The organism is Streptomyces sp. NPDC030296 (genome assembly GCF_055572815.1).
On the sequence record NZ_JBVICQ010000001.1, the window covers coordinates 234,906 to 260,245 of the forward strand.

At 73.7% G+C, this 25,340-nt stretch carries 20 protein-coding genes; 8 read left to right on the forward strand and 12 right to left on the reverse strand.

Annotated features, from left to right (window positions below):
* Nucleotides 1–51: 51 nt before the first annotated feature.
* Nucleotides 52–843, reverse strand: coding sequence for an IclR family transcriptional regulator (locus tag ACZ4Z3_RS01000; protein WP_468499050.1), 792 nt, complete (start codon nucleotides 841–843; stop codon nucleotides 52–54).
* A 106-nt stretch (nucleotides 844–949) separates the two neighbouring features.
* Here ACZ4Z3_RS01000 and ACZ4Z3_RS01005 point away from each other — a divergent pair, with 106 nt between their 5' ends.
* From ACZ4Z3_RS01005 to ACZ4Z3_RS01025, 5 genes are all read left to right on the forward strand, one after another.
* Nucleotides 950–1,978 carry a 5-dehydro-4-deoxyglucarate dehydratase gene (locus tag ACZ4Z3_RS01005; protein WP_468499051.1) on the forward strand — a complete coding sequence of 343 codons (1,029 nt, stop codon included), beginning with the start codon at nucleotides 950–952 and terminating at the stop codon, nucleotides 1,976–1,978.
* Nucleotides 1,975–3,276, forward strand: coding sequence for a glucarate dehydratase family protein (locus ACZ4Z3_RS01010; RefSeq protein WP_468499052.1), 1,302 nt, complete (start codon nucleotides 1,975–1,977; stop codon nucleotides 3,274–3,276). The genes ACZ4Z3_RS01005 and ACZ4Z3_RS01010 overlap by 4 nt, the downstream gene beginning before the upstream one ends.
* A gap of 82 nt (nucleotides 3,277–3,358) precedes the next feature.
* On the forward strand, nucleotides 3,359–4,153 hold the full coding sequence (locus ACZ4Z3_RS01015) for a class I SAM-dependent methyltransferase (RefSeq protein WP_468499053.1): 795 nt from the start codon (nucleotides 3,359–3,361) through the stop codon (nucleotides 4,151–4,153).
* 165 nt (nucleotides 4,154–4,318) lie between these two features.
* Nucleotides 4,319–5,431 (forward strand): carbohydrate kinase family protein, encoded by a 1,113-nt coding sequence (locus ACZ4Z3_RS01020; protein WP_468499054.1) that lies wholly within the window; start codon nucleotides 4,319–4,321, stop codon nucleotides 5,429–5,431.
* A gap of 268 nt (nucleotides 5,432–5,699) precedes the next feature.
* Nucleotides 5,700–6,893 carry an MFS transporter gene (locus tag ACZ4Z3_RS01025; RefSeq protein WP_468499055.1) on the forward strand — a complete coding sequence of 398 codons (1,194 nt, stop codon included), beginning with the start codon at nucleotides 5,700–5,702 and terminating at the stop codon, nucleotides 6,891–6,893.
* 29 nt (nucleotides 6,894–6,922) lie between these two features.
* Here the strand turns inward: ACZ4Z3_RS01025 and ACZ4Z3_RS01030 are convergent, their stop codons facing one another.
* The 9 genes from ACZ4Z3_RS01030 to hrcA form a co-directional block, all read right to left on the reverse strand.
* Complete coding sequence (locus ACZ4Z3_RS01030; RefSeq protein WP_468499056.1) at nucleotides 6,923–7,912, reverse strand: adenosine deaminase; 990 nt, start codon at nucleotides 7,910–7,912, stop codon at nucleotides 6,923–6,925.
* Between the two features lie 48 nt (nucleotides 7,913–7,960).
* Nucleotides 7,961–8,869, reverse strand: coding sequence for a ribonuclease Z (locus tag ACZ4Z3_RS01035; protein WP_468499057.1), 909 nt, complete (start codon nucleotides 8,867–8,869; stop codon nucleotides 7,961–7,963).
* 6 nt (nucleotides 8,870–8,875) lie between these two features.
* Nucleotides 8,876–9,229, reverse strand: coding sequence for a histidine triad nucleotide-binding protein (locus tag ACZ4Z3_RS01040; RefSeq protein ID WP_468499058.1), 354 nt, complete (start codon nucleotides 9,227–9,229; stop codon nucleotides 8,876–8,878).
* A gap of 276 nt (nucleotides 9,230–9,505) precedes the next feature.
* On the reverse strand, nucleotides 9,506–12,742 hold the full coding sequence (locus ACZ4Z3_RS01045; protein WP_468499509.1) for a S41 family peptidase: 3,237 nt from the start codon (nucleotides 12,740–12,742) through the stop codon (nucleotides 9,506–9,508).
* Nucleotides 12,743–12,871: 129 nt separating this feature from the next.
* Nucleotides 12,872–13,387 carry a hypothetical protein gene (locus ACZ4Z3_RS01050; protein WP_468499059.1) on the reverse strand — a complete coding sequence of 172 codons (516 nt, stop codon included), beginning with the start codon at nucleotides 13,385–13,387 and terminating at the stop codon, nucleotides 12,872–12,874.
* A gap of 371 nt (nucleotides 13,388–13,758) precedes the next feature.
* Nucleotides 13,759–14,508, reverse strand: a complete 750-nt coding sequence (locus tag ACZ4Z3_RS01055) for a 16S rRNA (uracil(1498)-N(3))-methyltransferase (protein WP_468499060.1) — start codon at nucleotides 14,506–14,508, stop codon at nucleotides 13,759–13,761.
* Nucleotides 14,505–15,695 (reverse strand): nitronate monooxygenase, encoded by a 1,191-nt coding sequence (locus ACZ4Z3_RS01060; protein WP_468499061.1) that lies wholly within the window; start codon nucleotides 15,693–15,695, stop codon nucleotides 14,505–14,507. The genes ACZ4Z3_RS01055 and ACZ4Z3_RS01060 overlap by 4 nt, the downstream gene beginning before the upstream one ends.
* 223 nt (nucleotides 15,696–15,918) lie before the next feature.
* A complete protein-coding gene (gene dnaJ / locus ACZ4Z3_RS01065) occupies nucleotides 15,919–17,055 on the reverse strand; it encodes a molecular chaperone DnaJ (protein ID WP_468499062.1) in 1,137 nt (378 codons plus the stop codon).
* Complete coding sequence (hrcA, locus tag ACZ4Z3_RS01070) at nucleotides 17,056–18,072, reverse strand: heat-inducible transcriptional repressor HrcA (protein WP_099964481.1); 1,017 nt, start codon at nucleotides 18,070–18,072, stop codon at nucleotides 17,056–17,058.
* Between the two features lie 317 nt (nucleotides 18,073–18,389).
* On the opposite strand from hrcA, the gene ACZ4Z3_RS01075 reads away from it, so the two are divergent.
* Together ACZ4Z3_RS01075 and ACZ4Z3_RS01080 are read left to right on the forward strand one after the other, a co-directional pair.
* On the forward strand, nucleotides 18,390–19,127 hold the full coding sequence (locus ACZ4Z3_RS01075) for an MBL fold metallo-hydrolase (RefSeq protein WP_468499063.1): 738 nt from the start codon (nucleotides 18,390–18,392) through the stop codon (nucleotides 19,125–19,127).
* Nucleotides 19,128–19,169: 42 nt separating this feature from the next.
* Entirely contained in the window at nucleotides 19,170–19,979 is an 810-nt protein-coding gene (locus ACZ4Z3_RS01080) for a DUF3097 domain-containing protein (RefSeq protein WP_468499064.1), read from the forward strand.
* 267 nt (nucleotides 19,980–20,246) lie between these two features.
* Here ACZ4Z3_RS01080 and hemW read toward each other — a convergent pair whose 3' ends face one another.
* Together hemW and ACZ4Z3_RS01090 are read right to left on the reverse strand one after the other, a co-directional pair.
* A complete protein-coding gene (gene hemW, locus ACZ4Z3_RS01085; protein ID WP_468499065.1) occupies nucleotides 20,247–21,479 on the reverse strand; it encodes a radical SAM family heme chaperone HemW in 1,233 nt (410 codons plus the stop codon).
* Between the two features lie 30 nt (nucleotides 21,480–21,509).
* On the reverse strand, nucleotides 21,510–24,218 hold the full coding sequence (locus tag ACZ4Z3_RS01090) for a SpoIIE family protein phosphatase (RefSeq protein ID WP_468499066.1): 2,709 nt from the start codon (nucleotides 24,216–24,218) through the stop codon (nucleotides 21,510–21,512).
* A 103-nt stretch (nucleotides 24,219–24,321) separates the two neighbouring features.
* Here ACZ4Z3_RS01090 and ACZ4Z3_RS01095 point away from each other — a divergent pair.
* On the forward strand, nucleotides 24,322–25,340 hold a 1,019-nt coding region (locus ACZ4Z3_RS01095; RefSeq protein ID WP_468499067.1), incomplete at its 3' end, for a HAMP domain-containing protein.

Sequence of the window (25,340 nt, forward strand, 5' to 3'; positions counted from 1 at the left end):
ACGCCGTAGGAGTTTTCGATGGTGCGGATGAGCGCTCGGGGGCCCGGTGGCTCAGCGCCAGAGCGGGGCGCCCGCCGTGCTCCCGGTCGCGGCCTCGATCCGGGCTCTGATCTCCGTCATCACCCGCACGATGCGTTCCTCGTGGACCGGGGTCAGACGGGTGGTCGGCACCGAACAGCTGATGGCGTCCCGCGCCGGGGTGTCGTAGCGCAGGGCGAAGCCGAAGCCGACGATGCCGGGGACGCCCTCCTCCCGGTCGACGGAGTGGCCGCGGGCGCGGGTGGCGGCGAGGTCGGCGACGAGGGCGGCGCGGGTGGTGCGGGTGCGGGGGGTGAGCGCCTCGTACGGGCCCTCGGGCAGCGTCTCGTCGGGGCGCTCGGCGAGGAGGGCCTTGCCGAGGGCGCCGGCGTGGGCGGGGAGGCGGCGGCCGACGCGGCTGATCGTGCGGAGGTACTCGTGGGACTCGCGGGTGGCCAGGTAGGCCACGTCCATGCCGTCGAGGCGGGCGAGGTGGATGGTCTCGCCGAGCGCCTCGGACGCCTCGTCGAGGTACGGCCGTACGGCGCGGACGCGCGGGTCGGAGTCGAGGTAGCCGGTGCCGGTGAGCAGCGCGCGGATGCCGATGCCGTAGAGGGAGCCGGTGGTGTCCGTCCGGACCCAGCCCCGGCCGATCAGCGTCTGGAGCAGCGCGTACATCGAGCTGCGCGGGACCCCCAGCGCGTCCGCCAGTTCCTGGAGCCGGGCCGGCCGGTCGCCGCGCGCGGCCAGCAGCTCCAGCAGGTCGAGGGTACGCGCGGCCGATTTCACCTCACGGACGCCCGCCGCGCCCTCTGTCTCCGCCATGCGCCGATCGTAAGCGGCCCGTTCCCGCCCATTGACGCCTGTCATTCACCTATCTAACCTCCATCCTCATACGTGGAGGACGTCTACATAGGGAGATGACGTTCAGGTGGGCCTCGACTCGGACCTCCGCACGGCCACGGTCCGGCGGCTGCGCGACGGCATGGCGAACGGCGTGCTGTCGTTCCCGCTCACCAGCTTCCGCGCCGACGGCCCCCTCGACCTCGACGGCTTCGCCGCGTACCTCGACGGGCAGGTCGCGACCGGCCCCGGCGCGGTCTTCCCCGCCTGCGGCACGGGCGAGTTCTTCTCCCTGGACGAGGACGAGTACCGGCAGGTCGTGACCGCCGCCGTGGAGGTGACGGCCGGGCGGGTGCCGGTGGTGGCCGGGATCGGCTACGGGTGGGCGCAGGCCGTGCGGTTCGCGCGGATCGCCGAGGAGGCCGGCGCCGACGCGCTGCTGGTGCTGCCGCACTACCTGGTGGCCGCACCGCAGGACGGGCTGGTCGGGCAGGTGGAGCAGATCGCCGCGCGGACCCGGCTGCCGCTCGTCGTCTACCAGCGCGACCAGGTCTCCTTCACCGCCGGCTCGCTCCGCCGGATCGCCCGCGTCCCGAACGTCGTCGGCCTGAAGGACGGGCACAGCGACCTCGACCGGCTCCAGCGCCTCACCCTCGCCGCCCCCGAGGGCTTCCTCTTCTTCAACGGCGCCGCGACCGCCGAGGTGCAGGCCCGCGCGTACGCCACGGTCGGTGTCCCGGCGTACTCCTCCGCCGTCCACGCCTTCGCGCCCGAGATCGCCGGGGCGTTCTTCGGCGCGTTGCGGCGCGGCGACGACCCGGCGGTGGAGAGGCTGCTGCGTGCGTTCTACGTCCCCCTCGTCGAGCTGCGGGACCGGCGGCCCGGGTACGCGGTGTCGCTGGTGAAGGCGGCCGCCCGGCTGCGCGGCCGCCCCGTCGGCCCGGTCCGCGCCCCGCTGACCGACCCCTCGGCCGCCGACCTCGCCGACCTGGAGCGGCTGCTGGCCGCCGGCCTCGCCCTCGCCGCGGACCTCGCCGCCACGACACCCGCCGCCCCCACCGATGCGGCGCCCGACGGCACCGCACCCGCCGCCCCCGCCGTAGGAGCCGCCCTGTGACCGCCGTCCGTGATCTGACCGTCGCCGAGGTCCGGCTGACCCCGATCCTGGTCGCCGACCCGCCGCTGCTGAACACCCAGGGCGTGCACCAGCCGTACACGCCCCGGCTGATCGTGGAGGTCGTGACCGCCGACGGGACCACGGGCGTCGGCGAGACGTACGGCGACACGAAGTACCTGGAGCTGGCGCGGCCGTTCGCGACGCGGCTGGTGGGCCGCTCGGTCGACGACCTGAACGGGCTGTTCGGCGTCGCCGACGAGGTCGCCGTCGACGCCTCACGGACCTCCGGCCAGGTGGACGTGGGCGGCCTGCGCGGCGTGCAGACCGCCGACAAGCTGCGGCTCTCGGTCGTCTCCGCGTTCGAGGTGGCCTGCCTGGACGCCCTCGGCAAGGCGCTGGACCTGCCCGTGCACACGCTGCTCGGCGGCAAGGTGCGGGACAGGGTCGAGTACAGCGCGTACCTGTTCTACAAGTGGGCCGACCATCCGGAGGGCGTCACCTGCGAGAAGGACGACTGGGGCGCGGCCCTCGACCCGGCCGGGGTGGTGGAGCAGGCCCGGAGGTTCACCGAGCGCTACGGCTTCACGTCCTTCAAGCTCAAGGGCGGTGTCTTCCCGCCGGACGAGGAGATCGCCGCGGTCCGCGCCCTCGCGGAGGCGTTCCCCGGCCGTCCGCTGCGGCTCGACCCCAACGGGGCCTGGTCCGTGGAGACCTCCGTGCGGGTCGCGGACGCCCTGGCCGACGTCCTCGAATACCTGGAGGACCCGGCGCTGGGCACGCCCGCGATGGCCGAGGTCGCGGCGCGCACGCCGGTGCCGCTCGCCACCAACATGTGCGTGACGACCTTCGCCGAGATCAAGGAGGCGTTCACGAAGGACGCCGTCCAGGTCGTCCTGTCGGACCACCACTACTGGGGCGGCCTGCGCAACACCCGTGAGCTGGCCGCGATCTGCCGTGCCTTCGGCGTCGGCGTCTCCATGCACTCCAACACCCACCTCGGCATCAGTCTCGCCGCGATGACCCATGTGGCGTCCACGGTGCCGAACCTCCACCACGCGTGCGACTCGCACTACCCCTGGCAGTCCGAGGACGTCCTCACCGAGCGCGTCACCTTCGAGAACGGCTCCGTACGGGTGTCCGACGCGCCGGGCCTGGGCGTCGAGCTGGACCGCGCCCGGCTGGCCCTCCTCCACGAGCGGTGGCTGGCCGACGACGGCTCCCTCCACGACCGTGACGACGAGGCGGCGATGCGGGTGGCGGACCCGGCCTGGAGCACCCCGTCGGTGCCCCGCTGGTGAACGGCCCGACCGCCTGCTGACGGGCGCCGGAGGACCGCGTGTCCGCGGTCGTCGCGGGCCTGGCGGAGCCATCGTGGGGGCCATGGACGACAAGCGTGGCGACGTGTGGGCGGCCGGTGACGCCTACGAGCGGTACATGGGCCGGTGGAGCCGTCCGGTCGCGGAGCGGTTCACGGCGTGGCTCGGCCTCCCGGACGGTGCGCGGTGGCTGGACGTGGGGTGCGGTACCGGCGCGCTGACCGCGACGGTGGCGGCCCACCGCCGGCCGCGCATCGTGGTGGGGCTGGACCGGTCCGCCGGGTTCGTGGCCTCGGCCCGTGCCGCCGCGCCCGCGCCCGCGCGCTTCGTGGTGGCCGACGCGGTGGCGCCGCCGGTGCGCGAGGGGGCGTTCGACGCGGTGGTCAGCGGGCTGGCGCTCAACTTCCTCCCCGCGCCCGGCGCGGCGGTGGCCGCGTGGGCCCGGCTGGTGCGGCCCGGCGGCCTGGTCGCGGCGTACGTGTGGGACTACGCGGAGGGCATGGAGTTCCTGCGGCGGTTCTGGGACGCCGCCGTCGCGCTGGACCCGTCGGCCGCCCCGCTGGACGAGGGCCACCGCTTCCCGGTCTGCCGCCCGGCCCCCCTGCGCGCGCTGTGGACGGAGGCGGGGCTGACCGAGGTGACGGTCACCCCGATCGAGGTGCCCACGGTCTTCACCGGCTTCGCGGACTTCTGGCAGCCGTTCCTCACCGGCCAGGGTCCCGCCCCCGGCTACGTCACGACGCTCACCCCACCCACCCGTGACCGCCTGCGCGACGCGCTCACCAGCACCGTCCCCACCCGACCGAACGGCTCGATCACCCTGACCGCCCGGGCCTGGGCGATCAAAGGACGACGATGAACCCCCCGCCCACGAAGGGGCGCGAGGAACTGCGCGAGCAACCACACACCACCCGCACCCACCCACAAAGCGCGCGCCCCCACCCGCTCACACGCCCCACCCCACCCAGCGGAGCGTTTTGGTGCAGACTGGCCAGATCCACGCACCACCGCCAGGGAGCACACCGTGACCGCGTTCAAAGGGGAGCGTCCACACCACCGGCCCCAGACCGACCCGCTGTCGGCCCTGAGGACCCCGGACGACCCGCCCTGGGACGTGTATCTGACCGGCACCGTCTTCCTGGACATCATCTTCACCGGCCTCGACTCCGCGCCGGTCCGCGGCACCGAGTCCTGGGCCCGCGGCATGGGGTCAAGCCCGGGCGGCGTGGCGAACATGGCCACGGCGCTGGCCCGGCTCGGCCTGCGGACCTCCCTCGCCGCGGCCTTCGGCGACGACCACTACGGCGAGTACTGCTGGGACGCCCTGGAGCAGGGCGAGGGCATCGACCTGTCCACCTCCCGCACCGTCCCCGGCTGGCACTCCCCGGTCACCGTCTCCATGGCGTACGAGGGCGAACGCACGATGGTCTCGCACGGCCACGCCGCCCCCGCGGAGGAGTCCGCGCCGGAGTGCCCGCCGTATGCGCGCGCCGCCGTCGCCTCCCTCGCGCCCGGCGTGCGCGCCCCCTGGATCGCGCAGGCCGCGCGCAAGGGCACCCGGATCTTCGCGGATGTCGGCTGGGACGAGACCGGCGCCTGGGATCTGGCGGGGCTGCCCGACCTCGCCCACTGCGAGGCGTTCCTGCCGAACGCGGAGGAGGCGATGCGGTACACCCGCGCCGACTGCCCCCGCGCCGCCGCCCGCGCCCTCACGGAGCACGTCCCGGTGGCGGTGGTGACGCTCGGCGCGAAGGGCGCGTACGCGGTGGACGGCCGTACCGGCGAGACGGCGGAGGTGCCGGCGATCGCGGTGGAGGCCCTCGACCCCACGGGCGCCGGTGATGTGTTCGTGGCCGGTTTCGTCACCGGCACCCTCGCGGACTGGCCCCTGGCGGACCGGCTGGCCTTCGCGGGACTGACCGCCGCCCTCTCGGTCCAGGAGTTCGGCGGTTCGCTGTCGGCGCCCGGCTGGTCCGAGATCGCCGCGTGGTGGCGCCGGGTGCGGTCCCTCGACGTCCAGGACCCCGCCGCCCTCCGCCGCTACGCCTTCCTGGAGGACTTCCTCCCCGAGGGGCCCGTGGCCCCCTGGCCGCTGCGCCGCGCGGTCCCCACCATCGGCTTCCGCCGCTCGGCGTGACGTGAACTGCCCTGCGGCCTGAAGTGAACCCCCCAGCGCGACAGGGCAGTTGACATCCTCTCCGCGCGACCGCGGTGCGTGCGACTACCCCGCCGCACACGCCCCAAACGCAACGTGACTCACATCACGCGCTTTGCGTTTCTTCCGTGCTCCGCGGCCTTGATACAAATTCTCCGCGCGTCCCTGTCCGTCGACAGCCGCTCAATTCCCTTGCCGGGCCGCGGTCGTCGGGGTCCGGAGCCGCACCCTCGCACGTCCAGGAACGCCCGTGTCCCCCCGCACCCCCACCCTGCCCTGGCCCCTCGTCGCCCTTTTCACGGCCGGGTACCTCGCCGCGTACCTCCTGCCGACCACCGTCGGCCGACTCGACGCGGCCCTCCCCCTCACCGCCACCGAGGCCGGCGCCGTCGGCAGCGCCCTGCTGCTCGGCTCGGCCACAGCCGGCTTCACACTCGCCGCGCAGGTGGAGCGGTTCGGCCCCCGCCGCCTCGCCCGCACCGGCCTGCTGCTCGCGGCCGTCGGCTACGGCTCCGCCGCCCTCACCACCAGCCTCCCCGCGGTCGTCGCGGGAGCGGTCCTCGGCGGCTTCGGCTCGGGCACGGCGACCGCCGTGGCCGCCGCCGGCATCGCCGCGCAGCGCGACCCCCACCGGGTGTCCACGACGGGCCTGCTGGGCGTCTCGGCGCTGGCAGGCGCGCTCTATCTGACGATCCCCCACCTGGGCCCCGGCCACGGCGTGCCGCTCGCCGCCCTCGCCGTCACGGCCCTGCTCACCCTGCCGGCGACCGGTCGCCTCACCACCGCCGTGGCCACCGCCCCCACCGGCGGGGAACGCGGCCCGCTCCCCCACCGCCGCTCGGGGATGGTCCTCGCCGCGACCCTCCTGCTGTGGTCCCTCGCGCAGAACTCCCTGTGGGGCGTGAGCGGCCGCATCGGCACCACCCAGGCCGGGCTCACCGAGGTCACCGTCGGCGCGGTCTTCGCGGCGGCCCTCGGCGCGGGCCTGCTCGGGGTGATCGGCGCGGGCGCGCTGGGCGCGCGGCTGGGCCGGGCGCTGCCCATCGGCGGCGGCACCGCGCTCATCGCGGGCTGTATCGCGCTGAGCGCCTCGGCGACCGACCTCACCACCTTCGCCACGGGCGAGATCGCCTGGAACGTGCTCTACCCGGTCGTGCTGTCGTACCTGATCGGACTCGCCGCCTCGCTCGACCCGCGCGGCCGCTGGGCCGTCCTCGTCGGCTCCGCGTCCTCGCTCGGCACGGCCGCCGGCCCCCTCACCGGCAGTCTGCTCTCCGCGCACGCCGGTTTCCCGGCGATGGGCGCGATCCTGGCCGTGGGCCTGCTCCTGATCGCCGCCCCCATGACGGCCGTGGCCCTGCGCACCACGACCGCCACGACCGAGCACGCCCGCTACCGGGACCGGGCGGCCACGGAGCGGCCGGAGTACCGCCCGGCGGCCTGAGCACGGGCCGCGGGTGAACGGTGCCCGTGTCAGAACTCGTACGCGTCGACCTCGGCGAGATACCGGGCCCGCCGCTCCTCGTCGTCCTCCAGGAAGGAGGCGGTGAAGGAGTTGCGGGCCAGCTCGCGCAGCCGCTCCTCGCTCAGACCGAGGGTGCGGTGCACGGCGTCGAAGTTGTCGCCGACGTAGCCGCCGAAGTAGGAGGGGTCGTCGGAGTTGACCGTGCAGAGCAGTCCCGCGTCGAGCATGGCGGGCAGCGGGTGGTCCGCGAGGGTGTCGACGGCCCGCAGCCGGACGTTGGACAGCGGACACAGCGTGAGCGGGATCCGCTCGCGCACGAGCCGCTCGACGAGGGCCGGGTCCTCCATGCAGCGCAGCCCGTGGTCGACCCGCTCGACACCGAGCACGTCGAGGGCCTCGGTGATGTACTCCGGCGGCCCCTCCTCGCCCGCGTGCGCGACCCGCCGCAGCCCGAGCTGGGCAGCGGCCTCGTACACCTCGCGGAACTTGACCGGCGGGTGTCCGACCTCGGCCGAGTCGAGCCCGATGCCGGTGATCCGGTCGAGGTACGGCCGGGCGGCCCGAAGGGTCTCCATGGCGGAGGCGGCGGACTCGTCGCGCAGGAAGCACATGATGAGCCGGGTGGAGATCCCGTGGGTCTCCTCGCTCTTCTCCAGCGCCCGCCACAGCCCCTCGACGACGGTGCCCATGGCCACCCCACGGGCGGTGTGGGCCTGCGGGTCGAAGAACATCTCCACGTGCCGCACGCCCTGCGCCGCCGCCCGGGTGAGATAGGCGTCGGCGAGGTCCGCGAAGTCCCGCTCGGTGCGGAGCACGGCCATCAGCTCGTAGTACAGGTTCAGGAACGACTGGAGGTCCTCGAACCGGTACGCCTCGCGGAGCGCGTCCGTGTCGGCGTACGGCAGGGTCATCCCGTTCCGCGCGGCCAGCTCGAACGCCAGCTCCGGCTCCAGGGTTCCTTCGATGTGCAGGTGCAGTTCAGCTTTGGGGAGGGACATCGAAGCATGGTACGTCCGGCATGCCGCGATTTCGGATCCACACGGCCGTCACCGCCGTTTCGGCAGCGCCACCCTCATCAGGTCGTGCGCCACGCTCAGCTCCCCCTCGAACCCGGCGGCCCGCGCCTGCCGTTCGAACTCGTCCGGCTCCGTGTAGCGCTGGCTGAAGTGGGTCAGCACGAGGTGCCGTACGCCGCAGTCGCGGGCCACGGAGGCCGCCTGACCGGCGGTCAGATGGCCGTGTTCCACGGCGAGTTCGATGTCCTCGTTGAGGAAGGTGGACTCGATGACGAGCATGTCGACGCCGTCCGCGAGGGCGTACACCCCGTCGCACAGCCGGGTGTCCATGATGAACGCGAACCGCTGTCCGCGCCGCAGCTCGCTCACGTCGTCCAGCGACACACCACCGAGGGTGCCCTCCCGCTGGATCCGCCCGATGTCCGGCCCCTTGACGCCGTGCTCGGCGAGCCGCTCGGGCAGCATGCGGCGCCCGTCGGGTTCGACGAGCCGGTAGCCGTAGGACTCCACGGGGTGGGAGAGCTTGCGCGCGTCGAGGGTGTACGCGGGGGTGGTGGCCAGCACGGCGCCCTCCCCCTCGACGGGGACCTCCGAGATCGGCACGGTCTCCCGGTACGCCGTCGCGTACCGCAGCCGGTCGAAGAACCGTTTGCCGGAGCGCGGGTAGTGCGCGGTGATCTCGTGCGGGACGCGGTCGAGGTTGATGCGCTGGATGACTCCGGCGAGCCCGAGCGAGTGGTCACCGTGGAAGTGGGTGACGCACAGGCGGTTCAGGTCGTGCGCGGCGACACCGGCGCGCAGCATCTGGCGCTGGGTGCCCTCGCCGGGGTCGAACAGCAGGCCCTGGCCGTCCCACCGCAGGAGGTAGCCGTTGTGGTTGCGGTGCCGGGTCGGGACCTGGCTGGCGGTGCCGAGGACCACCAGTTCACGTGAGGACACGGCTCGTCACCCGGGGGGCCACTGGAGGCCGCGGCCGCCGATGACGTGCGCGTGGGCGTGCCAGACGGTCTGACCGGCGCCGCTGCCGGTGTTGAAGACGATGCGGTAGCTCTCCAGCTTGTCCTCGTCCGCGACGGCCTGGGTCTCGCGCAGGACGTCCGCGGCGAGCGCGGGGGCCGCGGTGGCGAGCGAGGCGGCGTCCGGATAGTGCAGCTTCGGGATGACCAGGACGTGGGTCGGCGCCTGGGGGTTGATGTCCCGGAACGCGACGGTCGTCTCCGTCTCCCTCACGATCGTCGCCGGTACGTGCCCCGCCGCGATCTTGCAGAACAGACAGTCGTCCTGCGGCTCCCCTGCCATACGTCGCCTCCGCTCCGCCACTGTGATCACTACGCGCGCCATCGTATCGACCGAGGTGCGCCCCCGCCGCGTATGGGGGAGGCCGGTTGCGCGGCTGCGGGTGGGTGGGGGTTTCTCGCGCGGTTCCCCGCACCCCTGAAAAGCGACCGGGGCTGCGCCCCGTGCTTTTCAGCTGAAGGGCGGGCCGCAGGCCCGATCCCTTCAGGGGCGCGGGGAACTGCGCGAACGGCCCCCACCGACCCGCACCCGCCCAACGAACAGCGCGCCCCCGAGCTACTAGGCGCTCTCGCCCGGCAGCCCCGGTGCCGTCTTCGCCGGTGTCTCCTCCAGCCCCGCCAACGCGATCCGAATCGCCTCGTCCAGCTGCGGATCACGCCCGGCCGCATGGTCCTGCGGCGTCTGCACGACCTCGACGTCCGGGTCGACGCCGTGGTTCTCGACGCCCCACCCGTACCCCTCCAGCCAGAACGCGTACTTCGGCTGGGTCACCAGCGTCCCGTCGACGAGCCGGTACCGGCTGTCGATCCCGACGACCCCGCCCCACGTCCGCGTCCCGACGACCGGCCCGATCCCGAGCGCCTTGATCGCCGCGTTCACGATGTCCCCGTCGGACCCGGAGAACTCGTTGGCGACGGCGACGACGGGCCCCCGGGGCGCGTCGTCGGGGTAGCTGCTCGCCCGCATCCCGCGCGGCAGGTCCCAGCCGACGATCCGCCGCGCCAGTTTCTCCACGACGAGCTGCGAGGTGTGTCCGCCCCGGTTCTCCCGGACGTCCACGACGAGGCCCTCCCGCGCCACCTCGACCCGTAGGTCCCGGTGGAGCTGTGCCCAGCCGGAGCCGACCATGTCGGGCACGTGCAGATAGCCGAGACGGCCGCCGGACTTCTCGTGGACGTAGGCCCGCCGGTCCGCCACCCACGCGTGGTACCGCAGCGGCTCCTCGTCCGCGATGGGCACCACGACGGCGTGGCGCGGGTCGCCGCCCCCGGAGGGCAGGACGGTCAGTTCGACCGCCTTGCCCGCGGTGCCGACGAGCAGCGGGCCTGGCCCGGCCACGGGGTCGACCGGCTGTCCGCCGACGGCGAGGATCGCGTCCCCGGCCCGGACGGCCACGCCGGGCGCGGCGAGCGGCGCGTGCGCGTCGGGGTCGGAGGTCTCGGAGGGCAGGACGCGGTCGATGCGCCAGGTCCCGTCCTCGTGCCGGGAGATGTCCGCGCCGAGGAGCCCCTGCCGCCGGTCGCCGAAGCCTCCGCCGCCGCGCGGGGTGACGTAGGCGTGGGAGGTGCCCAGTTCGCCCTGCACCTCCCACAGCAGGTCGACGAGGTCGTCGTGGGTGGCGACCCGGTCGAGGACGGGCCGGTAGCGGTCGAGGACGGCCTGCCAGTCGACGCCGCCGAGGTCGGGGCGCCAGAAGTTGTCCCGCATGAGGCGCCCGGTCTCGTCGAACATCTGCCGCCACTCGGCGGCCGGGTCGACGGTCTGCCGGACGCGGCTGAGGTCGACGGTGATGTTGCTGTCGCTGTCGTCGTCGCCCGAGGCCCGCCGGTCGCTGGGGACGACCTTGAGTTTGCCGTCGGTCCACAGCAGCACCCGTTTGCCGTCGCCGCTGACGGCGTAGTGCTCGGCGTCGGAGGCGAGGTACTCAAGGCGCCGCTGGGCGAGGTCGTACCGCTCCAGGGACGTCTTCGGGTCGGGGTCGTCGGGGGTGGCCCGGGAGTGGCCGAGGACGCCGGTGACGGGGTGGCGCAGCCACAGCACGCCGTCCTTGGCGGCGCGGAGCGTGGAGTAGCGGGCGGCCTCGACGGGGAAGGGCACGATCCGGTCGGCGAGCCCTTCGAGGTCGATACGGGTGACGGGGGCGCCCTCGCTGTCCGGGGTCTCCTCCTTGTCGGGCGCCTCGAACGGCCGGCCGTGGCGCTGCGGCCCGAAGGGTGACGGGGTGGTCGCGGCGAGCGTGATGAGGTGCGGGCGGGCGCCGCTGACGAAGTGCAGGTCGAAGACGTGTTCGTCGTAGACGGGGTCGAAGGCGCGCGCGGAGAGGAAGGCCAGGTGCTTGCCGTCGAGGGTGAACGCCGGGGAGAAGTCCTGGAAGCGGAGCGGGGTGGCCTCGGTGACGGACAGGTCGGCGGTGTTGGCGAGCTTGAGCTGGCGCAGGGGGCGGGCGCCGGGGTGCGACCAGGCGAGCCAGCCGGAGTCGGGCGAGAAGACGAGCCCGGTCACCTCGCCGTCCTCGCTGCGGTCGACCTCCCGGACCTCGCCCGTCTCCCGCTCGACGAGGAGGACCCGCCCGTCGTGCGCGGCGACGGCGACCCGGCTGCCGTCGGGGGCGACGGCGAGCCCGAGGACCCGGCCCAGTTGTCCGGCGGCGAGCCGGCGCGGTGTGGTGCCGGGTCCGGCTCCCGTCGCGGGGGCGAACTCCAGCGCGTCGTCGCCCTCCGCGTCGGTCACCCAGACCACCCATTCCTCGCCCTCCACCCGGAAGGCGCGCGGCAGCCGGGCCCGCACACCGTGCTCGGCGGCGAGCGCGCGGGCCGGTCCGGAGCGGTGGGTGACCCAGTGGACGGCGCCGCGGACGGCGACCGCGCTGCCGCGGGCGGTGTGGTCGGGTGAGGCGGAGCCGAACCAGCGGGAGGCGTTCACCGGGTACGGCTGGAGGTCGACGCGCTGCCCGCCCAGCCGGACGTCGATCTTGCGCGGCTCGGCCCCGTCGAGGTCGTCGAGCAGCCACAGTTCACCGGCGGAGGAGTACACGACCCGGGTGCCGTCGGTGGCCGCGTGCCGGGCGTAGAAGCCGTCGGTGGGCGTATGGCGCCGCAGGTCGGAGCCGTCCGCGAGTGACGAGTACAGCGCGCCGACGCCCTCGTGGTCGGAGAGGAACGCGAGCCGGTCGCCCACCCACAGCGGGTACTCCAGGTTCCCGTCGAGGTCGGCGTGGAGCCGGACGAACTCCCCGTCACCGTCGCGGTCGATCCACAGTTTGCCGGCGGTGCCGCCCCGGTACCGCTTCCACCAGGCGGCCTCACGGCCCATCGGCGCGGACAGCAGCACGGTGGCCGGGCCGTACGCGACATGGCCGACCGGCCCGTACGGCAGGGTCGTGGCGGGTCCGCCGTCCAGCGGGACGGCCCGCGCCCAGCTCTGCCGCAGGCTGGGCTGTCCCTGGGTGCTGAGAGCGAGGACCTGCCCGTCGGGGGTCCAGCCGCGCACCTGGGTGCGCCAACCGCCCCAGTGGGTGAGACGCTTGGCGGGGCCGCCGTCGACGGGCGCGACATGTACCTCGGGGGCGCCGTCCCGGGTGGAGGTCCACGCGACGAGCGTGCCGTCCGGGGAGATGCGCGGATGGTTGACCGGCATGTTGTCCGCGCTGACGCGCCACGCACGCCCGCCGTCGAGAGGGGCGACCCAGACGTCGTCCTCGGCGGTGAAAGCGAGCAAGTCTCCGTGCAGATGTGGGAATCGGAGATACGCGGACTGAACGGGCTGGACGGACCGGACAGACTGGACGGCCTGCACGGACGGTGTGGACGGTGCGGTCTGAGTCACCCGGTCACTGTAAGCAGCGCACGGGCGTCTGTGGAGACGTTTGGATCATGTCGCCCCCCACGAACCACACTTGCCCCTTTCATGCCCTTTGCCCGTCGGTTACTTCCCCTCCGGCCAGCACTGCGGGTCCTTCTGGCACCAGATGGTCTGGGTGACGGTCACCGTCGCGGTGGGGCCGGGCCGCCCCGGCTGGTCCGGCGTCCCGGGGGTGGGGTCGGGGGCGTTGCAGTTGCCGAGCACGTCGACGCGGAACCGTTGCTTCCCGTCGACCTTGGCGGTCAGGTCACCGCGGACGCACTTGCCGTTGACCTCCTTGGTCACCTTCCCGGTGATCGTGATGTCCCGGCCCTTCTTGTCCTCGCCCTCGCAGTCGACGTTCGCCACGGTGGCGACGGAAGCGGAGGCCGAAGCGGACTTCTTCTTGTCACCACCGTCGCCGCCGTTGTCGCCGTACGAGGCCGTGCAGGTGAGCCACTGGACGTCGACACCGTGCCGCTCCAGTTCCCTGGTCCCCGTCTGGTCCGTGGTGAAGGCGACGGCGCCGGTGTTGAGCCCACCTCCCTCGCAGGCGACGAGCGTGACGACAGCCACGACGCCGAGTCCGGCGCGCGCCATCGTCCGGCGCCCGGCGGGCCGATTCACCCTTACTCGTCCCAAAACCCCCATGGACGGCAGCCTCCCACCACTGGGCCCCACGACGAAAGACCACATGCAGCCACGCTTCCCCAGCCGGGGTGTTCCCCGCGCGACCGTGGATATGCGCCCAATAGCTCGGGCCGGGGGGTTCGTGGGCGGGTGCGGGTGAGTGGGGGTTGTTCGCGCACTTCCCCGCGCCCCTGAAGGGTCGGGCCTGCGGCCCGCCCTTCATCCTGAAAAGCACGGGGCGCAGCCCCGGTCGCTTTTCAGGGGCGCGGGGAACTGCGCGAGAAACCACGAACCACCCGCACCCGCCAAACCGACGCACACCCCCGAGTTACTAGGCGCCGTCAGCCCCAACGCCCCGTACGCGTCAGCAACAGCGCCCCCGCCGCCGTACCCGCCGTGGACGTCCGCAGAACACTCGGCCCCAGCCGGTACGCCCGGGCCCCGGCCTCCGCGAACAGCGCCAACTCCTCCGGGGAGACACCCCCTTCGGGCCCCACGACCAGCACGATCTCCCCGGCGGAGGGAAGTTCGGCCGAGGCCAGCGCAGCGTCACCGCTCTCGTGCAGGACCCCCGCGAAGTCCGCCCCCGCGAGCAACTCGGCGACCTGCTTGCCCGTCGCCAGTTCGCCGACCTCGGGGAACCGTACGCGCCGTGACTGCTTGCCCGCCTCCCGTGCGGTCGCCCGCCACTTCGCGAGGGCCTTGAGCCCGCGCTCGCCCTTCCACTGGGTGATGCACCGCGACGCCGCCCACGGCACGATCGCGTCGATGCCGACCTCGGTCATGGTCTCGACGGCCAGCTCGCCCCGGTCCCCCTTCGGCAGCGCCTGCACGACGGTGATCCGGGGCCGCGCGACCGGCTCCTCGTGGACGGACTCCAGGTCCATCACCACGAGCCGGTCCTTGCCCTCGGCCGCCTTGACGATCCCTTCGGCCCAGCGCCCCCGGCCGTCGGTGAGGACGACGTCCTCGCCGGGCCGCAGCCGCTTCACGGAGACGGCGTGCCGCCCCTCGGGCCCGTCGAGGACGAACTCGCCGCCGCTGCGGGGCGGCAGCTCCAGCGACTCGACGACGAAGACGGGAGCGGTCATCGGCCCTCACCGCCCGCCGCGGCCCCGGAGCCGGCCTCGTCGGAACCGGAAGCGGAACCGGGCGCCGAGGACGACGCGGCGGTCGGCGCGGAGACCGAGCCCGGCCCGGCCGTGCCGATCCCGGCGGAGACGACCGCGGCCCGCGCCTCGGCGATCTCGGCGGCCAGGAGCGCGACCAGTTCCCCGGCGGGCAGCTCCCGCGCCATCCGGTGCCCCTGTCCGGCCCACAGGGCCATGCCCTGCGCGTCCCCGGCCTTGGCGGCGGCCTTGCGCAGCGGCGACGTCAGATGGTGGACCTCGGGGTAGGCGACGGGCGCGTAGGGCCCGTGCTCGCGCATGAAGCGGTTGACCAGTCCCCGTGCCGGGCGTCCGGAGAAGGCGCGGGTCAGCTCCGTCCGCACGAACAGCGGGTCGGTCAGAGCCCGCTTGTGCACGGCGGCGGCCCCGGACTCGGGCGTGGCGAGGAACGCCGTACCGAGCTGGGCGGCGCTCGCGCCCGCCGTGAGGAGGGCGGCGATCTGGCCGCCGCGCATGATCCCGCCGGCCGCGACGATCGGCAGGGCCACGGCCTCCCGGACCTGGGCGACGAGGGCGAGCAGTCCGATGCCGGCGCAGTCCCGCTCGGGGTCGTCCCGGTGGGTGCCCTGGTGGCCGCCGGCCTCGACGCCCTGCACGATCACCGCGTGGGCGCCCGACCGCTCCACGGCCTGCGCCTCCTCCGCGGAGGTCGCGGTGACGAGGGTCAGGGTGCCCTTGCGGGCGAGGGACTCGACGACCTCGGGGGTCGGGCAGCCGAAGTGGAAGGAGACCACCGGGACGGGGTTGTCGAGGAGGACGGCGAGCTTGGCCTCGTAGCCGTCGTCCCGCCCGCTGTCGGGGTCGCCCAGTTCCGTGCCGTACCAGGAGGCCTCACCGGCCAGCTGTTCCGCGTACACCTCGACGGCGGCGGGCTCCGAGTACTCGGGCTGCGGCATGAACAGGTTCACGCCGAACGGGCGTGAGGTGAGCGCCCGGAGCGCGTTGATCTCCTGGTACATCCCGTCGGCCGTCTTGTACCCGGCGGCCAGGAACCCCAGGCCTCCGGCCTCGGACACGGCGGCGGCCAGCGGCGGGACGGAGACACCGCCCGCCATCGGGGCCTGCACGATCGGGAGGGGAAAGAGATCGGTCAGTGCGGAGGAGGACATGGCCGCATGTTGTCACGTCCCCGAACCGCCGCCGAATTGGGTGCGCGGGTGGTTCGGCCGCGGGTGGGTGGGGGCTGGTCGCGCAGTTCCCCGCGCCCCTGAAGAGAACGGGCCTGCGGCCCGCCCCTTCATGAAAAGCACGGGGCGCAGCCCCGGCCGCTTTTCAGGGGCGAGGGGAGTTGCGCGAACAACCACGACGAGCCCGCAGCCGAACAACCAACGGTCAGCGACCGTTGAACGCGTCCTTCAGCCGTGAGAACAACCCCTGCTGCCCCGGCTGGAACTGCCCCGTCGGCCGCTCCTCCCCCCGCAGCGCCGCCAGTTGCCTCAGCAGCTGCTCCTGCTCGGGGTCGAGCTTGGTCGGGGTCTGCACCTCGACGTGGACGATGAGGTCGCCACGGCCCCCGCCGCGCAGGTGCGTGACACCGCGCCCGTGCAGCGGGATCGACTGGCCGGACTGGGTGCCGGGCCGGATGTCGACCTCCTCCAGACCGTCCAGCGTCTCCAGCGGCACCTTCGTGCCGAGCGCCGCCGCCGTCATGGGGATCGTCACCGTGCAGTGGAGGTCGTCGCCGCGCCGCTGGAACGTCGGGTGCGGCAGCTCGTGGATCTCGACGTACAGGTCACCGGCGGGACCGCCGCCGGGCCCGACCTCGCCCTCACCGGCGAGCTGGATGCGCGTGCCGTTGTCGACGCCGGCCGGGATCTTCACGGTCAGCGTCCGCCGCGACCGCACGCGTCCGTCGCCCGCGCACTCGGGGCACGGGTTCGGGACGACCGTGCCGAAGCCCTGGCACTGCGGGCAGGGCCGCGAGGTCATGACCTGGCCCAGGAAGGACCGCGTGACCTGCGAGACCTCACCGCGGCCGCGGCACATGTCACAGGTCTGCGCGCTCGTACCGGGGGCCGCGCCCTCGCCGCTGCAGGTGCCGCACACCACGGCCGTGTCGACCTGGATGTCCTTCGTCGTGCCGAAGGCGGCCTCGTCGAGGTCGACCTCCAGCCGGATCATCGCGTCCTGGCCGCGGCGCGTGCGCGAGCGGGGCCCGCGCTGGGACGCCGTGCCGAAGAAGGCGTCCATGATGTCCGAGAAGTTCCCGAAGCCACCGGCGCCGAAGCCGCCCGCGCCTCCGCCGCCCGACTGGGACAGCGGGTCGCCGCCCAGGTCGTAGACCTGCTTCTTCTGCGGGTCCGAGAGAACCTCGTACGCCGCGTTGATCTCCTTGAACCGCTCCTGCGTCTTCGGATCGGGGTTGACGTCCGGGTGCAGCTCGCGAGCGAGCCTGCGGAACGCCTTCTTGATCTCGTCCTGGGACGCGTCGCGGCGCACGCCGAGTACGGCGTAGTAGTCCGTGGCCACTTAAGACTCCGCCAGGATCTGTCCGACGTACCGTGCCACCGCTCGTACCGCTCCCATCGTTCCCGGATAGTCCATGCGCGTAGGTCCGACCACGCCCAGTTTGGCGACTGCCTCGCCGCCCGAACCGTAGCCGACCGAGACGACGGACGTGGAGTTGAGTCCCTCATACGCGTTCTCGTGACCGATGCGGACGGTCATGCCCGAATCCCCCGCCTCCCCCAGCAACTTGAGGAGGACGACCTGTTCCTCGAGGGCCTCGAGGACGGGCCGGATGGTGAGGGGGAAGTCATGTCCGAAGCGGGTCAGATTGGCGGTGCCGCCGATCATCAGCCGCTCCTCGTTCTCCTCGACAAGGGTCTCCAGCAGCGTGGAGAGCACCGTCGAGACCGTACCCCGGTCCTCGACGTCGAACGCCTCCGGCAGGTCCTCGACCAGCCGGGGCACATCGGTGAACCGGCGGCCCGCGACCCGGCTGTTCAGCCGGGCGCGCAGATCCGCGAGAGACGTTTCTCCGAACGGTGCCGGGCAGTCGACCATCCGCTGCTCCACCCGGCCGGTGTCCGTGATCAGCACGAGCATCAGCCTGGCGGGGGCCAGCGACAGCAGCTCGACGTGCCGCACCGTCGAGCGGGTCAGCGACGGGTACTGCACGACGGCGACCTGCCTGGTCAGCTGGGCGAGGAGCCGTACGGTCCGCGCGACCACGTCGTCCAGGTCGACCGCGCCGTCCAGGAAGTTCTGGATGGCGCGCCGCTCGGGCGCGGTCATCGGCTTGACGCCGGCCAGCTTGTCGACGAAGAGCCGGTACCCCTTGTCGGTGGGGATACGGCCCGCGCTGGTGTGGGGCTGCGCGATGAAGCCCTCGTCCTCCAGCGCCGCCATGTCGTTGCGGACCGTCGCCGGGGAAACGCCGAGGTTGTGCCGCTCGGTGAGGGCCTTCGACCCCACCGGCTCCTCGGTGCCCACATAGTCCTGGACGATGGCGCGCAGCACCTGGAGTCTGCGTTCACTGAGCATCCGCGCACACCTCCAGCTCGTCTCCCGCGCGATATCCCCCTTGGCACTCACCGCGGGCGAGTGCCAACACTCCCCGCCCAGTGTACGGCGGTGGGGTACGCCCCCGGCAAGGCCGGTCCAGCCATGTCGTGCCGACGTGTACCGACCTGTCCGACGATGTCGCACTGCTTCCTACCGGCGGGTACGGGCGGGGCGCGGGGCGTCGCGGCCCGGCGGGGGTGATGTGGGACACGGGTGCGTCGGCGGGTGGCCGTAGCCCCGGACGCCACGGGCACCGCACCGGCCCCTCCCCCGTCCGCTGGCGCTAGCGTCGGGCCATGACGGTGACTTGGGAAGAGTGCGGGTGGGAGGGGCTGGCGCCGCGGGTCGGACGGTGCCGCCTGCCGGGCTGGGACTGCACGGTCGGGCTGGTGGCCGGGGACGGCGCGGCCCTGATGATCGACGCGGGGTCGAGCCTGCGGGAGGGCGCGCGGTTGCGGGGTCAGGCGCGCGAGCTGCTCGACGGCTCCCGTGTGACACATCTCGCGCTCACCCACTCTCACTTCGACCATGTCTTCGGGGCGTCCGCCTTCGCCGGGGTGGAGGTCTTCGGCGCCGTGGGCCTGGACGCCGTCCTGACCGCCGAGCGGGACGCGCTGCGCGCCGACGCCGTACGCCACGGCCTCCCCGTCGAGGACGCCGCCGAGGCCGCTGACCTGCTCGTACGCCCCCGGCACCAGGTCTCCGGCGAGTGGACCCTGGATCTGGGCGGCGGCCTCCAGGTGCTGCTGGCGAACGTGGGCCCCGGTCACACACCGCACGATCTGGTGGTCCTTGTGCCCGGCTCGTCCGCCGCCCCCGAGATCGTCTTCTGCGGGGACCTGGTGGAGGAATCCGGCGAACCCCAGGCCGGCCCGGACGCCGTGCCCTCCCACTGGCCGGCCGCCCTGGACCGGCTCCTGGAACTCGGCGGCGAGGACGCGCTGTACGTGCCGGGGCACGGGGCGGTGGTCGACGCGGCGTTCGTCCGCGCCCAGCGCGAGGCGCTCGCACGCCGCTTCGGCGTGTCGGGCTGAGCGGGGGCGACTCCGGGCGCGGGTTCTCCTATCGTCATCCGAATGCGCCAGTACTCTCCGGATCTGACCCCGCCGTGGAAGAAGCCCAAGCCGGTTCCCGAGGTCCCGGCCGATCCGGGCCTGGTGGTCGAGGAGGCCGACACCGGTTTCTGCGGTGCGGTGATCCGCTGCGAGGCGGGCACGGTCACCCTGGAGGACCGCTTCGGCAAGCACCGGGTGTTCCCGCTTGAGCCGCGGGGGTTCCTGCTGGAGGGGCGGGTGGTGACGCTGGTGCGCCCCTCGTCCGCCGCCCCGCCTCGGCCGACCCGCACGGCGTCCGGCTCGGTCGCCGTCCCCGGCGCCCGCGCCCGGGTGGCCCGCGCCGGCCGCATCTACGTGGAGGGCCGCCACGACGCCGAGCTGGTCGAGAAGGTGTGGGGCGACGACCTGCGGATCGAGGGGGTGGTGGTGGAGTACCTGGAGGGCGTCGACGACCTCCCGGCGATCGTCGAGGACTTCGCCCCGGGCCCCGACGCGCGACTGGGCGTCCTGGTCGACCACCTGGTCCCCGGCAGCAAGGAGTCCCGCATCGCCGCGTCCGTGACGGGCGAACACGCGCTCGTCGTGGGCCACCCGTACATCGACATCTGGGAGGCGGTGAAGCCGTCGTCCCTGGGCATCGCGGCGTGGCCGAGGGTGCCGCGCGGCCAGGACTGGAAGACCGGGGTGTGCCGGGCACTGGGATGGCCGGAAAACACCGGTGCGGCGTGGCAGCGGATCCTGGGGAGCGTCCGGTCCTACAAGGACCTGGAGCCGGCACTGCTGGGCAGAGTGGAAGAACTGATCGACTTCGTCACGGCCGGCGACGGATAAGCCGGTCGCCTCACGAGGTCTCGGAGGCCGACGGAGGGCGGCCGACGAGGGCGGCCCGATCGGCGACGGCCAGCCGGTCGGCCGGCGAGGGCCCGCAGCGCGGCACGCGCCCTGGAGCACGCCCGGCGCCCCCCATGCCGTAAAGGAGCGCGGTGAACTGCGCGAGCGGCCACAAACCGACCCGCGGCCGCAAGATCACAGTCACCCGGCAGACGCGTAGGGTGGCCGGGGCGGCCCGCTCGGGGTCGGTCGGCGGCAGGTGGTCGGTCAGTCCACGAGGTCTCGGACGACCGCGTCGGCGAGGAGGCGGCCCCGGAGGGTCAGTACCGCGTGCCCCTCGTCGTACGGCTCCTTCGCCAGCAGCCCGTCCGTGAGCGCCCGGTGCGCGGCCGCGCGCCCGGCCTCCCGCAACAGGTCCAGCGGCACGCCCTCCCGCAGCCTCAGCTCCAGCAGGATCCGCTCCACCCGGCGGTCCTCGTCCGACAGCAGCTCCCGGCCCGCTCCCGGCGACCTCCCCGCCGCCAGCGCGCCCGCGTACGCGCCGGGGTGCTTGACGTTCCACCAGCGCACGCCGCCGACATGACTGTGCGCGCCGGGGCCCGCGCCCCACCAGTCCGCGCCGCGCCAGTACAGCTCGTTGTGCAGACACCGGCCGGCGTCGGAGGTCGCCCAGTTGGAGACCTCGTACCAGTCGAAGCCGGCGGCCGAGAGCATCTCCTCGGCGATCAGATAGCGGTCGGCGTGCACGTCGTCGTCCGTCATCGGCACCTCGCCCCGCCGGATCCGCCGCGCGAGCTGGGTGCCCTCCTCGACGATCAGCGCGTACGCGGACACGTGGTCCGGCCCGGCGCCGAGCGCCGCGTCCAGGGAGGCCCGCCAGTCGTCGTCGGACTCGCCGGGCGTGCCGTAGATCAGGTCGAGGTTGACGTGCTCGAACCCGGCCGCGCGCGCCTCCGCGACACACGCCTCGGGGCGCCCCGGCGTGTGCGTCCGGTCGAGGATCTTCAGCACGTGCTGCCGCGCGCTCTGCATACCGAACGAGACCCGGTTGAAGCCACCGGCCCGCAGGGTCGCCAGGTACGCGGGGTCCACGGACTCCGGGTTCGCCTCCGTCGTCACCTCGGCGTCGTCCGCGAGCCCGAACTCGTCCCGGATCGCCCCGAGCATCCGTACGAGATCGTCGGCGGCCAGCAGCGTGGGGGTGCCGCCGCCCACGAAGACCGTGCGGACGGGCCGCGGGTCGTCGCCGAGGACCTTGCGGGCGAGGCGGATCTCGTCGGCGACGGTGTCCGCGTAGTTGTCGCGGGACGCGAGCACACCGCCGGTGCCGCGCAGCTCGGTCGCGGTGTAGGTGTTGAAGTCGCAGTACCCGCAGCGGGTCGCGCAGTACGGGACGTGCAGATAGAACCCGAGGGGCCGCTCGGCCGCCCCGGCCAGGGCGTGCGCGGGCAGCGCCCCGTCGTCGGGAACGGGCTCACCGTCGGGAAGTGCGGAAGGCATGCGTTCCATTGTCCAGCACCGGCGCGACGTCTACTCCGCCTGAAGCACCAGCAGCGCCAGGTCGTCCTCCGGGGCGCCCTGGCCGAACTCGTGCACGAGTCGACGGATGCGCTCGGCGATCAGCTGGGCGTTGAGCCCGGCGCAGCCGGCCAGCGCGCTCGCGAGGCCGTCGCCGTCGTCGAACATGACGGGACCGCTGCGCCGCTCGGTCACCCCGTCGGTCACGCTGAGCAGCGTGTCGCCGGGGCGCAGCTCGAACGTCTCGGAGACGTACTCCGCGTCCTCGATCACCCCGAGCAGGGTCTGCGGCTCGGCCACGGTCCGTACGTCGCCGCCGGGCCCGAGGAGCAGCGGCAGCGGATGCCCGGCGGAGGCGAGGGTGCAGCGGACCCCGCCGTCGAAGGGGACGAGTTCGCCGTAGAGGAGGGAGAGGAAGCGGGTCTGGGAGGCCTCGGGGTCGACGAGGCCGGGAGCGCCCGCCGTGACCAGGGCCCGCGCGGCGGCGTCGGCCGTCTCGGTCGCGTCGTCGAGGAGGAGTTGGTTGAGGCGGTCGAGCACGTCGGCGACGCCGTAGCCCTCGCGGGCGAGCAGCCGGAGCCAGGGGCGGGCGAGGCCGATGACGACGGCGGCCTCCGGGCCCTTGCCCTGGACGTCGCCGAGTGCGAAGCACCAGCGCCCCTGGCCCGCCGGGAACAGGTCGTAGAAGTCGCCGCTGGGCCCGCCCTTGTCGCGCGGCTCGTACACGAGGGCGCTGGTGACGCCGGGGATCTCGGCGACCGCGCCCGGGAGCAGCCCGCGCTGCAGGACACGGCTGATGGTGGCCTGGCGGGCGTACTGTCGGGCCGCCCCGATCGCCAGCGCGATCCGGCGGCTGAGGTCCTCGACGAGCCCGGTCAGCTCGTCCGGGAAGCGGAGCAGCCCGGCGCGGCCGATCACGAGCGTCCCGAGCGGTCGCCCACCGGCGATCAGCCGGTACGCGAGCGCCGCCCCGCCCTCGACGCCGCCTCCGGGTCCCCCCTCACCCCGGCCTCCGGACGACGACCCCGGCCCGCCTGCCCGCCGCGACGCGGGAGCCGGCTCGGCGGCGGCCGCGCTTTCGGGCGCGCCCGAGCTTCGCGCAGTGGCTGCACTTCCCGGCGCACCCGTCGCAGCCGCCGCAGCCACCGCTCCCGCCTCGGCGGCCGGAGACGCCGGGGTTGCCGAAGCCGCCGAGGTGGCCGAACCTGCCGCCGCACCCGAGTCCGCCACGACCTCCGTGTCGCCCATCCGGGGCCACGGCACCGGCACCGCACGCGACCGCACCGACTCGGGGAGCCTGGGCGGGTGCTTCTCCAGGGCCCTGCGAAGGTCCTCGATGCGGTTCTCGCTGCCGTGCCAGACCCGGGCGAGCCGGGGCGCGGGGCCGAGCGAGCCGTCGGAGCCGCGCCAGCCGAGGGTCTCGTCCTCCAGCCACACCGCGCACCAGTCGGCGAGGCGGGGCACCAGGAGCTGTCCGGCGAGTGCGGCGACCAGGTCCTCGTCGAGCTGCCCGGCGAGCAGATCGGACGCCTCGGCGAGGAACGAGAGGGCGCCCCGGTTCAGCCACTCCCGGTCCCCCTCCACCCCACGCCGCGGAACCGGCGCGACGAGGTCGGCCGGCCCCCGGTCGACGGGGCCGGGAAGCCCGGTGGAGTCATCGGGGTCATGGAAGCCGTCGGAGCCGACCGGGCTCAGGGAGTGGACTACGTTCACGGGGTTGACCGGACCGCCCGCACCGGCCACGCCAACAGAACCGACCGAGCCGACCGAGCCGACCGGCGCGACCGGCGCGACCGGCGCGACCGGCGCAGCGTCAAGCGAACCGACGGCGTCCACCAAGCCCTCCGGACCACCAGGCCCGACCGGGTCAAGGCCTTCACCCGCCCCCTCACCCCCACGCCCGCGCTCGACCCCGAGCCCAGCCCCAGCCCCAGCCCCAGCCCCACCGGCGTACGCCCGCGCATCACCGCCCCCAGCCCCGGCGTACACCCCGACGCCCGCATCCTCCCGCCCCTCGACCCCGGCGTACGCCGCCGCGCCCCCGCCCTCGGGCCCGACGTACGCCCCCACCCCCAACTCCCCGTCCACCGTCAGTTGCCCTCCGCGCACCGGCAGTTCGCCGTCCACGGTCAGCGCCCCGTCCACCGGCAGCCGGGCCCAGACCGTCTTCGTGCCGGTCCGATACGTGATGCCCCACGCCTCGGAGAGCGCCGCGACGAGGCGCAGGCCGCGGCCGTACTCGGCGGCACCGTAAGGACGTTCGACGAGGTACGGGCGTGCGGCGCCCTCGTCGCGTACCGCACGGGAGGGATGGTGGTCGGAGACCTCGACGACGAGCCAGCCGGTGGCGGTGCGGTCGTCGCGGTCGTAGCGGCACAGCAGTTCGACGTCGGTACCGGCGTGGACGACCGCGTTGGTGACCAGTTCGCTGACCACGACGAGCACGTCCTCGACAAGCCGGCCACTGAACGTGTCCACGCCCGGAAGTTCGACATCCGCCCACTCCTGGAGCGCGCTGCCGACGAAGCGCCGGGCGGCTCCGGGCGCGAGCGGCCCTCCCGGCAGCGACAGCCGCGCCACCGCGCGCCGGTCGGCTCCGGCGCGTACGGAGCCGACGTAGGCCCCGCCGGCGTGGCCCTCGGGGGCGCTCGCGTCCTCCGGATGCGCGGGCGCATCAGGAGAACGCGGCACGGTCTCCCGTTGCGTCGGAATGGCCCCCACTGAGCGGCTCCCTGAGAAGTTCGGACGAATAGGCCTCAGGCGGCACGGACAGAGTGACAGACTGGCCACGCTCATAAGCGCCGAGTTACCGAAGTGGGCAACCATGAGTGAGAACAGTGCTACGCGAGCGCTCGAAGACGGTCAGAAAGACAGCGGAACGGACGGACTGATCCGGGCGTCCGACCTCCGTGCGCTCACCGCGGCCATGACGGCGGCGCGCGACGGCACCTTCATCAAGGCTCCGGAGACGGGTCCCGCTCCGGTCGCCGAGTTGTGCGCCCTCTTCAACCAGATCATCGACCGGAGCACGCACTTCGGCGGGGAAGTACAGCGCGTCAAGCGGGAGTTGGTGCGGCACGGCCGACTGGACGAGCGGCTCTCGGCCAGCCCCGGCCAGGGTGCCTGGGCGACCCGCGTCGACGATGTGAACCAGACGCTCGACGCGCTGGTCGCCCCCGCGGCGAACGCCACGCGGGTGCTGGACGCGGTGGCCGGCGGCGATCTGACCCAGCGTGTCGACCTGCACGACGGAAACCGCCAACTGCGCGGCGACTTACGCCGGTTGGGCCGCGCGGTCAACAAGATGGTGGACCAGCTGTCACTGTTCACCGGTGAGGTGACCCGGGTGGCCCGCGAGGTCGGCACCGAGGGGCGGCTCGGCGGCCGGGCCAAGGTGCGGGGCCTGTCAGGGAGTTGGCGGGACGTGACCGAGGCGGTCAACACGATGGCCTCCCGGCTGACCGCGCAGGTGCGGGACATCGCCCTGGTGACCACCGCCGTCGCGCGCGGCGATCTCACCCGTACGGTGACGGTCGAGGCGACCGGCGAGTTGCTCGAACTGAAGCTCACCGTGAACACGATGGTGGACCAGCTGTCCGCGTTCGCCGACGAGGTCACCCGCGTCGCCCGCGAAGTCGGCACCGAGGGCCAGCTGGGCGGCCGGGCGCAGGTCAGAGGCGTCTCGGGGGTGTGGAAGGACCTCACCGACAACGTCAACTTCATGGCGTCGAACCTCACCTCGCAGGTCCGCAACATCGCCCAGGTCACCACGGCCGTCGCCAACGGCGACCTGAGCCAGAAGATCACGGTCGACGCCCAGGGCGAGATCCTGGAGCTGAAGTC